This window comes from Synechococcus sp. CB0101, assembly GCF_000179235.2.
In the GTDB taxonomy this organism is placed as follows: Bacteria; Cyanobacteriota; Cyanobacteriia; order PCC-6307; family Cyanobiaceae; genus Vulcanococcus.
In genome coordinates, this window is sequence record NZ_CP039373.1 from 1,026,500 (window position 1) to 1,040,913 (window position 14,414).

At 66.8% G+C, this 14,414-nt stretch carries 16 protein-coding genes; 10 read left to right on the forward strand and 6 right to left on the reverse strand.

The window, feature by feature from the left end; translation table 11 throughout:
• Positions 1-13: 13 nt before the first annotated feature.
• Genes CB0101_RS05565 through CB0101_RS05580 form a run of 4 tightly spaced genes read right to left on the reverse strand, consistent with a single transcriptional unit; the run spans position 14 to position 3,550 of the window.
• On the reverse strand, positions 14-1,009 hold the full coding sequence (locus CB0101_RS05565; RefSeq protein ID WP_010310261.1) for a lysylphosphatidylglycerol synthase domain-containing protein: 996 nt from the start codon (positions 1,007-1,009) through the stop codon (positions 14-16).
• A complete protein-coding gene (gene larC, locus CB0101_RS05570) occupies positions 1,006-2,235 on the reverse strand; it encodes a nickel pincer cofactor biosynthesis protein LarC (protein WP_010310264.1) in 1,230 nt (409 codons plus the stop codon). Before larC ends, CB0101_RS05565 begins: the two co-directional genes overlap by 4 nt.
• A complete protein-coding gene (locus tag CB0101_RS05575) occupies positions 2,235-2,891 on the reverse strand; it encodes a hypothetical protein (protein ID WP_010310266.1) in 657 nt (218 codons plus the stop codon). The genes larC and CB0101_RS05575 overlap by 1 nt, the downstream gene beginning before the upstream one ends.
• Positions 2,892-2,893: 2 nt before the next feature.
• Entirely contained in the window at positions 2,894-3,550 is a 657-nt protein-coding gene (locus CB0101_RS05580) for a hypothetical protein (RefSeq protein WP_029553062.1), read from the reverse strand.
• A gap of 103 nt (positions 3,551-3,653) precedes the next feature.
• Here CB0101_RS05580 and CB0101_RS05585 point away from each other — a divergent pair, with 103 nt between their 5' ends.
• Positions 3,654-4,502: a tetratricopeptide repeat protein gene (locus CB0101_RS05585; RefSeq protein ID WP_010310270.1), complete on the forward strand. Its 849-nt coding sequence runs from the start codon at positions 3,654-3,656 to the stop codon at positions 4,500-4,502.
• Here the strand turns inward: CB0101_RS05585 and CB0101_RS05590 are convergent.
• Entirely contained in the window at positions 4,444-4,788 is a 345-nt protein-coding gene (locus CB0101_RS05590) for a hypothetical protein (RefSeq protein ID WP_246833839.1), read from the reverse strand. The genes CB0101_RS05585 and CB0101_RS05590 overlap by 59 nt on opposite strands.
• Before the next feature lie 155 nt (positions 4,789-4,943).
• Between CB0101_RS05590 and xth the strand changes: the two genes are divergently transcribed.
• The gene (gene xth, locus CB0101_RS05595; protein ID WP_010310279.1) at positions 4,944-5,774 is read left to right on the forward strand and encodes an exodeoxyribonuclease III; all 831 of its coding nucleotides are present in this window, start codon (positions 4,944-4,946) and stop codon (positions 5,772-5,774) included.
• Positions 5,775-5,785: 11 nt separating this feature from the next.
• Here the strand turns inward: xth and CB0101_RS05600 are convergent, their stop codons facing one another.
• Positions 5,786-7,258, reverse strand: a complete 1,473-nt coding sequence (locus CB0101_RS05600; protein WP_043717899.1) for an FAD-linked oxidase C-terminal domain-containing protein — start codon at positions 7,256-7,258, stop codon at positions 5,786-5,788.
• A 186-nt stretch (positions 7,259-7,444) separates the two neighbouring features.
• On the opposite strand from CB0101_RS05600, the gene hemL reads away from it, so the two are divergent.
• Genes hemL through CB0101_RS05640 form a run of 8 tightly spaced genes read left to right on the forward strand, consistent with a single transcriptional unit; the run spans position 7,445 to position 14,402 of the window.
• Positions 7,445-8,683 carry a glutamate-1-semialdehyde 2,1-aminomutase gene (gene hemL / locus CB0101_RS05605; protein ID WP_246833856.1) on the forward strand — a complete coding sequence of 413 codons (1,239 nt, stop codon included), beginning with the start codon at positions 7,445-7,447 and terminating at the stop codon, positions 8,681-8,683.
• The gene (locus CB0101_RS05610) at positions 8,662-9,930 is read left to right on the forward strand and encodes an ABC transporter substrate-binding protein (RefSeq protein ID WP_010310291.1); all 1,269 of its coding nucleotides are present in this window, start codon (positions 8,662-8,664) and stop codon (positions 9,928-9,930) included. Before hemL ends, CB0101_RS05610 begins: the two co-directional genes overlap by 22 nt.
• Positions 9,927-10,868, forward strand: coding sequence for a branched-chain amino acid ABC transporter permease (locus tag CB0101_RS05615; protein ID WP_010310293.1), 942 nt, complete (start codon positions 9,927-9,929; stop codon positions 10,866-10,868). Before CB0101_RS05610 ends, CB0101_RS05615 begins: the two co-directional genes overlap by 4 nt.
• An 18-nt stretch (positions 10,869-10,886) precedes the next feature.
• Positions 10,887-11,750 (forward strand): branched-chain amino acid ABC transporter permease, encoded by an 864-nt coding sequence (locus CB0101_RS05620; protein ID WP_010310294.1) that lies wholly within the window; start codon positions 10,887-10,889, stop codon positions 11,748-11,750.
• Positions 11,747-12,523 carry an ABC transporter ATP-binding protein gene (locus CB0101_RS05625; protein WP_010310296.1) on the forward strand — a complete coding sequence of 259 codons (777 nt, stop codon included), beginning with the start codon at positions 11,747-11,749 and terminating at the stop codon, positions 12,521-12,523. Before CB0101_RS05620 ends, CB0101_RS05625 begins: the two co-directional genes overlap by 4 nt.
• Positions 12,520-13,263 (forward strand): ABC transporter ATP-binding protein, encoded by a 744-nt coding sequence (locus tag CB0101_RS05630; protein ID WP_010310297.1) that lies wholly within the window; start codon positions 12,520-12,522, stop codon positions 13,261-13,263. The genes CB0101_RS05625 and CB0101_RS05630 overlap by 4 nt, the downstream gene beginning before the upstream one ends.
• Positions 13,264-13,272: 9 nt before the next feature.
• A complete protein-coding gene (locus CB0101_RS05635) occupies positions 13,273-13,959 on the forward strand; it encodes a hypothetical protein (protein ID WP_010310299.1) in 687 nt (228 codons plus the stop codon).
• Positions 13,953-14,402 (forward strand): hypothetical protein, encoded by a 450-nt coding sequence (locus CB0101_RS05640; RefSeq protein WP_010310301.1) that lies wholly within the window; start codon positions 13,953-13,955, stop codon positions 14,400-14,402. The genes CB0101_RS05635 and CB0101_RS05640 overlap by 7 nt, the downstream gene beginning before the upstream one ends.
• The last annotated feature ends 12 nt before the right edge of the window (positions 14,403-14,414 follow it).

A 14,414-nucleotide genomic window follows, 5' to 3' on the forward strand; every position in this document is an offset into this window, starting at 1 on the left:
GACGGCGCTGTTCTCAACAGTAACGCCTGTTGCGAATAGCCGCCAGGTCTGCCCGAGCTGTGAGCGCGCCCAACAGATCCGCCACCGTGCTCACCAATCGGTAGCTGATCACCACCGCCAGTAGGGGGGCCTCAGGCACCACCGCAGCCAGTCGCATCAGCAGCACCGCCTCAAACACCCCCAAACCGCCGGGGGCACCGGGCACCACAAGACCAGCCGTCCAGGCCAAAGCAAAGCCCGCCAACCAACCGCCCCAGCCGATCGCAAACGACAGATCGAACGCCTGCACGCAGCAGGCGAAACCGGCAAAGCGCAACAGCACAAACCCGAGCTCCGCCAGCAGAGGCGGCCAGGGATACCCCGGCAAAGCCGGGGGCAACTCCAGCGCCACGTCGGTTGCGGAGTTGTCGAGCAAACCGCGCTCCACCAGTTGGCGGGCCCGTAGCTGCTCGAGCCGCTGCATCAGTGGATTGAGCCAGCGGGGCAGCAGCACCAGCAGGGGCAACAGGCAGAGCAGCCAAAGACCGGCCTGCCAGCCGCCGAAGGGCACCAGGGCCAAGGCCGCCACGGCCGCCAGCAACGGATCCAGCAGCACCGAAACGAGCGCCTGCGGCGTACGCAGCGGCGGCCCCTCCAGCGGCGATTCGGGTGCGGGCTGCGCCTGAAGAGCTCGCACCCGCGCCACCAGATGCCACACACCACCCGGCAGGTATTTGCGCAGATTCGAGGTGAGGAACAACACAACAGCAGCGCTCCACCGGGGCTGATGCCCCAACCAGCGGAGCACCACCCCCCAAGCCGCTGCATTCGCCAACAGGCTGAGCAGGCTCAAGCCCACACCCAGCAACAACCAGCACCAGCCCTGGGCATCAAAGCTCAGCTGCAGCAGCTGACGCCCATGGCTCACCAAGGCCGCCAACAAAAAGCCGGCGCTGGCCAAGGTCACCCAAAGGCGTGCTCCCCCTGGCAGGGGCCGCCACAGCTCACGCCAACGGAGGCTGTTGATCATGGATGGGGCGGCGGCGAGGGATCAACAAGGTCATCGTCGACCAGCGCCAGCACGGCCCGTCGCAGGCGCGCCACTGGCAGCTGATGGCGGAGGGCCAACGCCGCCAGATCATCGGCTTCCGGCTTGCACAACCAACTGCCATCCGGACGGCGTGAGCGTTTGATGCGCACAGGCCCCCAGGGGGTGTCCACCAGCGCCTGCTCGCGGGGTAACGACCAGCGCTGCAGCAGCTCCTCTCGCACTCCCAGGCTGGTGCCATACCGCCACCACACCGCACGCAATGCCTCGGCCTGCTCCGGCCGCGCCAGCACCGTGATCATGCTGGCCGGCCGCCCCTTTTTCATCTGCAGCGCCTGGGCAAACACCTCCAGGGCGCCGCTGTTGCGCAGGGCTTCCATCAAGAGGGCGAGATCTTCACCGCTGGCGTCGTCGATCTGGGCCTGCTGCTGCAGCAGGGTTTCCTGCAGTTCCCCCGTCGCCCCTGGCGGGTGAGCCAACACCAGCCGCAGCAGATTGGCCCGATCCAGCTGGCGCGTGCCCAGCCCCACACCCACCGCCTCCGGCACCAGCGCAGGTGCCTGGCCGAAGCGATCCGCCAGGGCCGCCATCAATGCCATGCCCGTGGGGGTGGTGAGCTCCGCCGGCGGGAAGCTCTCGCTGCTAGCCAAGGGCAGATGCCGCGCCCGCGCCAGCTCCAACACCGCCGGTGCTGGCAGGGGCAGCCAGCCATGGGCGGTGGACACGCGGCCATGGCCTGCCGGCGGCGGCGTGCAGATCAGCTCGGTGATCCCGAAATGCTGCAAACCCGCGCATACCCCCACCACATCCACCAACGCATCCACCGCGCCCACCTCATGGAAATGCACCTGCTCGGCCCCATAGCCGTGCACGGCCGCCTCGGCATCAGCCAAGAGGCCGAACACCGCCAACACCCGCTGCTGGAGCTGCGGCTCCAGAGGAGCTTCCGCCAACTGGCTGCGTAGCCCGCCCCAATGGCGATGGGGCGGTGAAGGCTCGGTGAGCGCCACCTGCAGCTGGAGCCCCCGCAACCCAGCGCTGCGGGCCTCCTGGAACTCAAGGCGATAGGCATCTGCCAGGCCGAGGGCTGCCAAGGGCTCATGCACCACCGCTTCCGGCAGCCCCAGATCCAGCAGAGCAGCCAGCAGCATGTTGCCCGCGAGGCCCGTGGGGCAGTCCACCACTGCGAGCCGGCCCTGGCGCTGCATCAGACCAGCGCCAGCAGGGTCTCGGCCTGCTGATCGAGCTCGGCGCGGCGTTGCCGCAACCACTGCTCCACCTCCCGGCGGGCGCGGCGCTGCTCCTGCTGGGCCGTCGCCACGTCGTAGCCCGAGAGCCCCCAGAGCCGGCCGAGCAGAGCTCGATCATCCGCGCCACCGCGGGAGCCGCCGTACACCAATTGCTCAGCGATCATCCCGGCCTGGAGCACCCGGCTCCAACGGCGCAAATCCTCTAGGGCCAGCTTGGCGTGGGCGGGGGGCTCCAACTGGGTGCTGCCATTGGCACTGAGGCCCTCGCGCAGGCAGGCACGGCTCCCCACCAGCACCTGCTTCACCGGCAGCTTGTTATCGGCCGCCACCAACACATGGCCAGCCTCATGAATGGCGATGCGCCGTAACCGCGCGCGACCGATCCCGGCAGGCAGGGCTTCGGCCAGCAGATGGCCGCCGAGCCCTCCAAAGCGAGCTGCATCGAGCGTGAGCGCCACCATGCCACCACCGGCCGCCAGCGCAATCAGCCAGGGCGACAGCCCCAGGGGAGGCCCGGCCACGGCCAGCACCGTGATCGCCGCAACGGCAGCCCCGGCAGACAGAGCCCCAGTGGAGCCCTGATCGGAGCCTGGGAAGCGCTCCGGCGCAGCCATGCTCAGCGTCGACCGCCAGGACGGCCACCCCGGCCGGGGCCGCGCCCCTTGCCGGCACGCTGCGGCACCGGAGCGATCACCTCATGCTGTTCGAGCTGCAGCTGCTGACCCTGGCGGCGCAGGTCAAGCGAAACGAAATGGCGCAGGTGCTCGGGCGCGATCTCGCCGCGCAGCTGCAACTTGAAGGGTGTCGGGCGAGAGCCATCCGCACGGGGCTGTTGGCGGATCTTCACCACCAGATCGCCATCCTCCGGACGGGTGTAGATCAGTTCGCCGCGCACGGAGAAGTAGCCATCGCCCTCCGGCAGATCGTCGGTTGGGGCGGCCACCGCTTCGGCATCAACAGCGCTTTGGGTGGCGATCTCGGTGGCGGCCAGGGTGCTGGGTTCCCAGACACCCACCAACTGCAGGTGCAGCTTCTCGGGGTCGCGGAAGCGGGGATAAGCCACCCAGAGGTGGGGCTTGCTGAGATCGAGGTGGCGACGCATCAGGGTGAGCACTCGGCCGAGCACCACGGCTTCGATCTCGGTGCCGTCTTCGGCCTTCAGGCTGCCGCGGGTGAGCTGCTCAGGGTCTTCGGGCACATAGGTCCCCCGCACCACACCGATGGCCCGGTACTGCATCGGTTCGGTGACCGGCGAAATGGGGTGCTGACGCATCGTGGCTGAAACCCTCTGGGCGCTCGTGTTGTCCATGGCCCGGCCGCCAATGTAACCAGCCCTTGCCATGGCCCCAGACTGAGGCGCATCCACGCGCTGCACCATGCCGCCACGCGCCAGCACCAATGCCCGAGGGCTGCTGCTCAGCCTCGGCGCCATCGCTTTGGTGGGCGGATCAATGGCGGGCGGCTGGTGGCTGGGGCAACGCAACCAGCGTTCAGCTGGCGATCTGGCGCAGGTGGCCGTCGAGCGCCAAGCCGATCAGCTCCGCCAGCGCCTCGCGGAAGGCAGCGCCAGCGAGGCCGAGCAGCAACGGCTGGTGCAACTGCTGCTGGCCCTGAACCAACAGGAGGAGGCCACCGCCCTGCTGGAACAACTGGCCGACCAGCAACCGCAGCGCTGGCAGCTGCGGTTGCTGCTGGCGGAACTGCATCGCAACAACAACAACCGCAGCGCCGCTGAGCGGGAGCTGCGCCAGTTGCTCAACCTGAGCCCCAACCGCATCGAAGCCCTGCAGCTGATGGCCCTGCTGCAGTTCGAACAAGGGCGGGGCAGCGAGGCCCAGGCCCAGCTCAAGGCCCAGATCGAACGCGCCAGCAAGCCCGCCATCGAACCCCAGGTGCTGCCCTTGGGCCTGCTGCTGGGTGATCTGCAGCAGCGCATGGGGCAGAAGGCCGCCGCCGCTGCGACCTACACCAAGCTCGCCGCTGAATTCCCCCGCGACCCCCGGCCGCTGCTGGCCCTGGCCCTGCTGCGCCAGGAGCAAGGCGACAGCAAAGGCGCCCAGGAGGCCCTAGCCCAGGCGCGCAACCGCCAACCGGGCAGCAAAGACACCCGCCTCGATCAGGTGGCCGCCAGCTGGGGCATCAGCAATCTGCGCCAGGGCAAGCCGGCTAAGGAGCCTTCACCTGCGACGACGGCCCCGACCCCTGAGCCGCGTTCAACTCCTTGAGGGCGGCATCCACTGCATCCCCTGGGGGCGTGGCGTCATCCATCGCCGAGCCGCGACGGATCTTGTTCATCAGTTCGATGGGGTTGGTGGTGTCGAGGATCGAACCCTGTTTCGACGTGCCGTTGCTGCCACCCGGGCCGTAGTCGTAGATCTGCTTCTCCTGGGTGGACATCCCCCAGGAGCTGTAGTCAGCTCGTGCGGCCTGACCGCTAACGCCGAGCAGCGTGAGGGCGATGAGTCCGGCGCAGGCCACTGCGCTGTGCCGAAGCGAGGAGGGGCGTCCCATCACCGTCCTGTGCAATCGCAATGTAGGAATCGTAGGAGGGCCATCCGGCGCTGGGGGCGGCGGCGGCAGTGGGGTGACAGCCGGTGTCCAAGCCCGGATCTCCATGGATATCCCAACCTGGAGCGCATCCCTCTGTCACACCCCGGCCTCCCCCCATGCGCATTGCCAGCTGGAACGTGAACTCCGTGCGCACCCGCCTGGATCAGGTGCTGGCCTGGCTGGAGACGGAGCAACCGGATGTGCTGTGCCTTCAGGAAACCAAGGTAGCTGATCAGCTGTTTCCCAGCGCCGCCTTTGAGCAGATGGGGTACCACTGCGCCATCAGCGGGCAGAAGGCCTACAACGGCGTTGCGTTGATCAGCCGTCTGCCGCTGGACGACGTGCAGATTGGATTCAGCGCTCTGCTGCCCGATGACCCGGACGCGCCTGAGCTCAGCGAACAGAAACGGGTGATCAGCGCCCTGGTGGATGGCGTGCGCGTGCTCAACCTGTATGTGCCCAATGGCAGTTCCTTGAGCAGCGACAAATACACCTACAAATTGGCGTGGCTGGCCTGCCTGAAGCGCTATCTGGCTGTGCAGCATGACCAGGGCGATCCGCTCTGCATGGTGGGCGACTTCAACATCGGCCCGGAAGCCCGCGACCTGCACGATCCAGATCGGCTCAGCGGCGGCATCATGGCCACTGATGCTGAACGCCAGGCCCTGAGCGACGCCTTAGCTGGACGGCTGACCGATGTGTTCCGCGTGTTCGAGCCGGGCAGCGGTCATTGGAGCTGGTGGGACTACCGCAGTGGCGCCTGGGACCGCGACCAGGGCTGGCGGATTGACCACATTTATCTCTCCGAAGAGCTGCTCGATTGCGCCACGGGCTGCGTGATCGACAAAACCCCGCGTGGCAACACCCAACCCAGTGACCACGCGCCGGTGGTGGTGAATCTGGCCTGGGATGAGGAGACCGATGCCAGCGACGACGACTGGCCTTAATGGCGATGGCCTCAGAAGACCACAGCTTCGGCCGGCAACTCCACCCCCGACTCACGCAACTGCACCTGGCGGCGCAGGGATTCGCCGCAGGTCTTCGGGGTGGGGAACAGCTTGCCGGGATTGGCGAGGCCATCCGGATCGAAGGCCTGCCGCACCAACTGCATCGTGGCTTGATCGTCGGGCGTGAACATCCAATCCATGTAGCAGCGTTTATCGCTACCCACGCCGTGCTCACCGCTGATGCTGCCGCCGGCATCGATACATAGACGCAGGATTTCACCGCCCAGGGCTTTCACCCGCTCATTCACGCCCTCCTCACCAGCCCGGTAGAGGATCAGCGGGTGGAGATTGCCGTCACCGGCATGAAACACATTGGCCACCGCCAGGCCGTGCTCGGCGCTGAGGCGATCGATCGCCGCCAGCACCCCCGGCAAAGCGGTGCGCGGCACCACACCGTCCTGCAGGTAGTAACTCGGGAACTGGCGGCCCAGGGCTGAAATGGCGCTCTTTCGGCCCTTCCACAAGCGCGCTCGCGCCTCCTCACTCCAGGCCTCGCGCACGGCGCCGGCACCGGCCTCCAGGCAGAGGCGGCTAGCGATGTCCACCGATTCCTTTACTTCGAGCTCATGGCCGTCGAGCTCGATCAACAGCACCGCCGCGGCCTCCCGCGGATATTCATCCACCCCGAAGTAGTCATCCACGGCCTGGATGCAGGGGTTGTCCATCATTTCCATGCCCGCCGGCAGCACCCCAGCGCCGGTGATCAAGCGCACCGCTTCTCCGGCCGCTTCCATGGAGGCGAAATCCGCCAGCAGCACCGCCACCGTTTGCGGCGTGCGCAGCAACCGCAGGGTGATCGCGGTGGCGATGCCGAGGGTGCCCTCACTACCGATGAACACACCACGTAGATCGAGGCCCGGCATCTCCGGCAACGCCCCGCCCAGGGTGGTGATCGAGCCATCGGGCAGCACCACCTCCATCGCCAGCACGTGGTTGCTGGTGACGCCGTATTTGAGGCAGTGCACGCCACCGGAGTTCTCGGCCACGTTGCCGCCGATGCTGCAGGCCACCTGGCTCGAGGGATCCGGGGCGTAATAGAAGCCATCGCCCGCCACCGCCCGGGTGACCCAGCTGTTGATCACCCCGGGCTGCACGGTGATCCGCTCATTCGCGAGATCCACCTCCAGCACCCGTCGCATGCGGCTGGTGGCGATCACCAGGGCGGGTTCTTCGGCCAGCGCTCCGCCGGAGAGACCGGTACCGCTGCCTCGGGCGATGAACGGCACCTCCAACTCGGCGCACAGCTTCACCACCGCCGCCACCTGCTCGGTGGTTTCCGGCAGCACCACCAACGGCGGCTGATGGCGATGCAGGGTGAGGCCATCGCAGTCGTAGGCCAGCAACTCCTGACGCTTCGACACCACCGTGCGGGCGGGCAGCAGGGGCCGCAGGCGGCGTTCAAGCAAGCCCCAGTCAGGCGTCACAGGGATGGGCCACGGTGGCAAGACCTTAACGAGAGTTCCAGCACTGGACTCGCGGGCCTGCAATTGCGTAAGGATGGTGCGCTCAAGCTCCCGTCTGCGGAATCCGTTTTGACCTCGGCACCTGTTTCGGCTCCCGTGCACAACACCACCCGGTCCCAGGAACTGTTCAGTGCCGCTCAAACGCTGATGCCCGGTGGCGTGAGCTCTCCGGTGCGTGCCTTTCGCTCCGTGGGCGGCCAGCCGATCGTGTTTGACCGCGTCAAGGGCGCCTACGCCTGGGATGTGGATGGCAACCGCTACATCGATTACATCGGCAGCTGGGGCCCCGCCATCTGCGGCCATGCCCACCCCGAGGTGATCGGCGCCCTGCATGACGCCCTCGAGAAGGGCACCAGCTTCGGCGCCCCCTGCGCCCTCGAGAACCAGCTCGCCGAGATGGTGATCGACGCGGTGCCCTCAGTGGAGATGGTGCGCTTCGTGAACAGCGGCACCGAGGCCTGCATGTCGGTGCTGCGCCTGATGCGCGCCTTCACCGGCCGCGAAAAAATCATCAAGTTCGAGGGTTGCTACCACGGCCACGCGGACATGTTCCTGGTGAAGGCCGGCTCCGGCGTGGCCACCCTCGGCCTGCCCGATTCCCCCGGCGTGCCGCGCACCACCGCCGCCAGCACCCTCACCGCCCCCTACAACGACCTCGAGGCGGTGAAGAAGCTCTTCGCCGAGAACCCGGGTGAAATTGCCGGCGTGATCCTCGAGCCCGTCGTGGGCAACGCCGGCTTCATCACCCCTGAGCCTGGCTTCCTCGAAGGCATCCGCGAACTCACCAAGGAGAACGGCGCCCTGCTGGTGTTCGACGAAGTGATGACCGGCTTCCGCATCAGCTATGGCGGTGCCCAGGCCAAGTTCGGCATCACCCCCGATCTCACCACCATGGGCAAGGTGATCGGCGGTGGTCTGCCCGTGGGTGCCTACGGCGGCCGGGCCGACATCATGAGCATGGTGGCCCCCGCTGGCCCGATGTATCAGGCCGGCACCCTCAGCGGCAATCCCCTGGCGATGACCGCCGGCATCAAGACCCTGGAACTGCTGAAGCAACCCGGCAGCTACGAGCGTCTCGAGGCAATCACCAAGCGCCTGATCGATGGAATCATCGAGGGCGCCCGCAGTGCCGGCCTGCCGATCACCGGCGGCTCGATCAGCGCCATGTTCGGCTTCTTCCTCTGCGAAGGCCCGGTGCGCAACTTCGAAGAAGCCAAGGCGGCTGACACCGTGCGCTTCGGCAAGCTGCACCGCGCCATGCTCGAGCGCGGCATCTACCTGGCCCCCAGCGCCTTCGAAGCAGGCTTCACCTCCCTGGCCCACTCCGACGAGGACATCGACGCCACCATCACCGCCTTCCGCGAATGCTTCGCAGCGGTGGCCTGAGCCCCACCGATCCCCTCAGCGCCAGACGCCGCGGCAGTGCACGTCTGGCGGCGGCTCTGGCTGGGGGTCTGATACTGCTGGCCCTGCTGGGGCGCAGCAGCGATCCAGCCTCCAAAGCTGTGTCGTCGGATGGGCCGCTCAGCCTGGGGGCAGCCCTGGCGCTCACGGGCAACGCCAACCTCTACGGCCAAGACCAGCGCATGGGCATCGGCCTGGCACGGCAGTGGTTTGAAGCCAAGCCCCATCCGCGGCGGGTGGATTTTCAACTCGAAGATGGCGCCTCCGATGAGCCCAGCGCCATCGCCGCCTTCAACCTGCTGATCCGCCGCGGCGTGGTGGCTCTGATCGGCCCCACCCTCTCCCAGCAGGCGTTCGCCGCTGATCCGATCGCCCAACGGCAAGGCGTTCCGGTGGTGGCTCCCTCCAACACCGCCAGCGGCATCCCCCAGATCGGATCGTTCATCAGCCGCGTGTCAGCCCAGAGCTCGGTGATCGCACCGCTCTCGCTCGATGAAGCCCTGCGGCGCGAGCCGGGCACGCAACGGGTGGCCGTGTTTTTCGCCCAGGACGACGCCTACAGCACCGCCGAAACCTCGATTTTTCAGAAAGCCCTGGCGGCGCGGGGCTTAAAGCCGGTGAGCGTGCAACGCACCCAACTGGCCGATAACGATTTTCAAAACCCGATTACCGCGGCACTGCAACAAAGGCCGCAGCTGATCGTGATCTCAGCCCAAGCCGTGGATGGCGGCAACCTGATTCGCCAGCTGCGCGAACTGGGCTACCGCGGCCAGATCGTGGTGGGCAATGGCCTCAACACCCCCAACATTTATCCGATCTGTCAGCGCTGGTGTGATGGCGTGCTGATTGCCCAGGCCTACAGCCCGGAACGCAACACACCGATCAACCGCACCTTCCGGCGTCTGTTCGCCGAGGCCAACCAGGGGCGCATCCCCGGCCAGATTGCCGCCCAGGCCTGGAGCGCTTACCAGGTGGTGTTCGAAGCGATTCAGCGGCTGCAGGCCCGCGGCGGCTTCGAGGGCGTGAGCCTCGGCGAAGCCCGCCAGCGGCTGATGGCGGAACTGCTGGCCGGCGAGTACGACACGCCCCTGGGTCCGATTCACTTCCGCCCCGACGGCGAGGTGGTGCAGGGGCGTTTTTACGTGGCTGAAGTGCGCATGGATGACACCGGCCGCAGCGGCCGCTTCACCTTGGTACGGGAACAAGAGCTGCAGGAGGCCCAGCCGTGATCGAGGCGTTGCTGCAGACCCTGCTCAACGGCGCCGCCAGCGGCGGGGTGTATGCGCTGGTGGCCCTCGGCTACACCTTGATCTTCTCGGTGCTGGGGGTGATCAACTTCGCCCAGGGAGCCCTGTTCAGCCTGGGGGGCTACCTCACCTATCTCTTGATGGGCGGCAAGATCGGCGTGAACGGCGCGCTGCCCGGCTGGAGCCTGCCGATCAGCCTGCCCTTCTGGCTGGCCCTGGTGCTAGCAGCCCTGGGGTCTGGGCTGGTGGGCCTGCTGGTGGAGCGCATCGCCTTCGCCCCGCTGCGCCGCCGGGGGGCTGAGCCGTTGCTGTCGTTGATCACCAGCCTCGGCGCCGGCGTGGTGCTGGTGAACCTGTTGCAACTCCTGATGGGAGCCGAGGGCTACGCCTTCCCCCAGGGAGCTGCAGCCCTGGCCCAACTGCCGGAATCATTGCTGATCGGGGGGGCACGCATCCGCACGATTCAGGTGCTGCTGCTGCTGATCTCGGCGCTGGCCGTGGTGGCCCTAAGCCTCTGGCTCGAGCGCAGCCGCAGTGGCAAGGCGATGCGCGCCGTGGCGGAAGACGCCACCACCGCCACATTGCTGGGGATCAATAGCGAGGCGATTGTGCGCCTGGCCTTCCTGCTCAGCGGCATGCTGGCGGGCCTGGGGGGCGGCCTGATCGGCATGAGCGTCAGCCTGGCGGGGCCTTATTTCGGCATCAGCTACGGCCTCAAGGGTTTGGCGGTGCTGGTACTGGGCGGTCTGGGCAGCGTGCCTGGCGCGATCGTGGGGGGCCTGGTGATGGGGCTGGCGGAGGCCCTGATTCCAGCGGCGGCCTCCGGCTGGCGGGATGCCCTGGCGTTCGCCATCCTCTTCGCCGTGTTGGTGCTGCGTCCGAGCGGTCTGCTGGGCCGGCAGCAGCTGGAGAAGGTGTAAGGCGATGGGAGCTGAGCTGTGATCGATAACGGCCTGCTGGTGCAGATGATCCTTGGGGCCCTGCTGGGCTTGTCGGTGTATCTGCCCATGGCGGCGGGGCAGCTGTCGCTGGCCACGCCGGCCTTTTACGCAGTTGGCGGAACCCTGGCGGCGCTGCTCGCTACCCAAGGCGGGCCCCAGGCGGGCATCAGCCTGGGGGCAGTGCTCGGCGAAATGCTGCTGGCGGCAGCTCTAACCGCGGCCCTGGCTGTGCTGGTGGGGCTGCCGGTGCTGCGGCTCAGGGGGATCTATCTGGCGATCGCCACCATTGCCCTGGTGGAGATCGTGCGCGTCGCGATCCTCAACCTGCCCTTCACCGGCGGCGCCACCGGCATCTTTGGGATACCCCAGCCCTTCCGGCACCCCTTCGGCTACGTGTGGCTGAGCGGCGGACTCTTGGCGCTATGCGGCTGGCTGTTCCAGCGCCTCGAGGCCAGCCGGCTCGGGCGGTCCATGGCCGCCGTGCGCGACGACGAACTCGCCAGCCGCTGCATGGGGATCAACACCACCCGCGTGAAGCTCAGCGCCTTCGTGGCCAGCGCGATGTTGGCGGGGGTGACGGGGGTGATCGCCGCCCACTACCTCAACACCTGGAACGCCCGCCAGGGCAGCTTTGATGTGGCGATCACCACTCTCGCCTTTGTGATCCTGGGGGGCTCTCGCAGCTGGCTGGGCCCCGTAGTCAGCGGCCTCCTGCTCACGGCACTGCCGGAGCTGCTGCGCCCGGTGGGTGATCTGCGGCTGGTGCTGTTCGGCCTAGTGATCCTGCTGGGGCCTGTGCTCTTCCCCCAGGGTCTGATCACCCCAGCCCTGCTGGAGCGGATCGGGAGGTGGAAACCATGAACACCACCACACCCCTGCTGGAGCTGCAGCAGATCAGCCGCCGCTTCGGCGGCCTTCAGGCCCTCAGCGACGTGAGCTTCAGCGTTGAAGAGGGCGAGATCTTCGGGCTGATCGGCCCCAACGGAGCCGGCAAAACCACCCTGTTCAACCTCCTCTCGGGCGTGACCCCCGCCTCCAGTGGCGCGATCCATTGGCGCGGCCGGGCGATGCAGGGCCTCAGCCCCGACCGCCACAACCGCCTGGGTATCGCCCGCACCTTTCAGAACCTGCGCTTGTTCAGCGGGCTCAGCGTGCTCGACAACGTGGTTGCCGCGCTGCACCGCCAACCCCAGGGCAGCGGGCTCGATGCCCTGCTCAATACACCTCGCTTTCGCCGCGGCCAACGGGAACTGCAGGAGCGAGCTTTTGGCCTGCTGGAGGAGTTAGGGCTGGCGGATCAAGCGCACCGCGAGGCGGCGGGGCTGGCCTACGGCGATCGACGCCGGCTTGAGATCGCTAGGGCCCTGGCCACCAACCCCACCTTGCTGCTGCTGGATGAACCCGCCGCCGGCATGAACCCCAGCGAAAAAGAGCAGTTGTGCGCCCTGCTCTCCGCGCTGCGGCAGCGGCACCAGCTCACCTTGATCGTGATCGAGCACCACGTGCCGCTGTTGATGCAGCTCTGTCAGCGACTGGCGGTGCTGGATTTCGGCCGGCTCATCGCCCTGGGAACACCGGAGCAGATCCAGCGGGATCCACGGGTGATCGAGGCCTACCTCGGGGGGGGCTCATGACCAGCGCACACACCCTCACGCCGCTGTCTGCGCCCCTGCTGCAGATCGAGCAGCTGCAAGTGCACTACGGCAGTGTGCAAGCGCTCGCTGGCATCTCCCTATCGGTGCAGCGCGGCGAGCTGGTGACCCTGCTGGGCTCGAACGGAGCGGGCAAAAGCACCTCCCTACGCGCGATCTCGCGGCTGGTGAGCGCCAGCGGCGGCCGAATTCTCTGGCATGGCGCCGATCTGGCCGCCGTGCCGGCCCATCGCACCCTCAAGCTGGGCATCGGCCACTGCCCAGAAGGGCGCCGGCTGCTCAACCGCCAGAGCGTGGCCTTCAATCTCGAGCTCGGGGCCTATCTCCGCCGCGATCGTGACGGCATCGCCGCTGATCTCGAACGCTGCTATGGCCTGTTCCCGCGCCTGGCGGAGCGACGCCAGCAGCAGGCCGGTGCCCTCTCCGGCGGTGAGCAACAGATGCTGGCGATCGCACGGGCCTTGATGGGCCAGCCGGAGCTATTGATGCTGGATGAGCCCAGCCTCGGCCTGGCCCCCAAGCTGGTGGCTGAGGTGATGGCGATCCTGGCGGAGTTGCACCAAGGCGGACTCACCATCCTGCTGGTGGAGCAAAACGCGCAAGCGGCGCTGGAGATTGCCGATCGCGGTTATGTGCTGGAAGCCGGCCGAATCCAATTGCAAGACAAAGCCGAAGAACTGCTCAAGAATCCCCAGTTGAAGGCGGCGTATCTGGGGGGCTGAGCAGCAGCGATGAGAAGCGCATGGATCGGTCTCGGCCGCGAGCTGCTGAGCAGCCGCTGGAGTCTGCTGCTGATCTTCACAACGGCAGCACTGTTTGCTCAACTCGATGCAGCCATGCCAATCGGCCAGCTGATCGGTTGGTTTGTGGTGTGCGGCCTGGGCCTGATCCCGCTGGCCCGGATGATTGCGGAGATGGTGGAAGCCCTGGCCGATCGACTGGGGGATCGCATCGGTGGGCTGGTGAGTGTGGCGCTGGGGAATCTCGTGGAGCTGGTGGTCTCATTCACAGCGCTTGCCAGCGGTTTGTATGAACTGGTGGTGATCTCCGTGGCGGGCTCGGTGATCACCAACTGTCTGCTGATTCTGGGCGTGAGCACCTGCCTCGGGGCTCGAAACAACGCCACGATCAATATTCATCCCCACAGCACCGGCCTGCAAAGCCAGCAGCTGTTGATCAGCACCATCTTTCTAGCGGTGCCATCGATCTTCTTTGTGCGGCTGAGGGAGGCCATGCCTGACGGCAGCAATCGCTTGGACGGCTTTGCCATCTATTCAGTGGTGGTCGCGAGCCTGGTGCTGCTCTTCTACGTGCTGTCGTTTGTGTATCAAATGGGCACGGGGCGGAATCTGTTTGTGCGGCAGCAAGCGGAGCAGGTGCTCCCCCCACCGGCGAAGAGCGCCCCCTCGCGGTGCTGATCGGCCTGTTGCTCCTGGTGAGCGTGGTGCTGGTGGGCGTGTCAGAGCACCTGGTGGAATCCCTGCAGCTGTTGGTGGATGGAGCCCATCTCAATCCACTGTTCGTGGGGCTGTTTCTGCTGCCGCTGTTCGGGTCATTCTCGGAAGGGCTGATTGCGGTGAAAGCAGCCCTGAGCAAGCGGATGGATCTCGCGATGACCAGCACGGTGGAATCCAGCGTGCAGCTCTTGCTGTTCGTGCTACCGCTCTTGGTGATCTGCGGCATGCCCATGGGGCGTTACTTACACATGGCCGTTCCCGGCACGGCTCTGTTTTGCCTGGCCGCAACCGTGCTGGGGGTGCATTGGATCACCGAAAACCGCCAGCTCAGTTGGTACGAGGGATCCCTTCTGCTCACCCTCTATGCCGTCATGGCCAGCGGCAGTTTGCTGCTCGGGAGTTAAGGCAGCCGGATG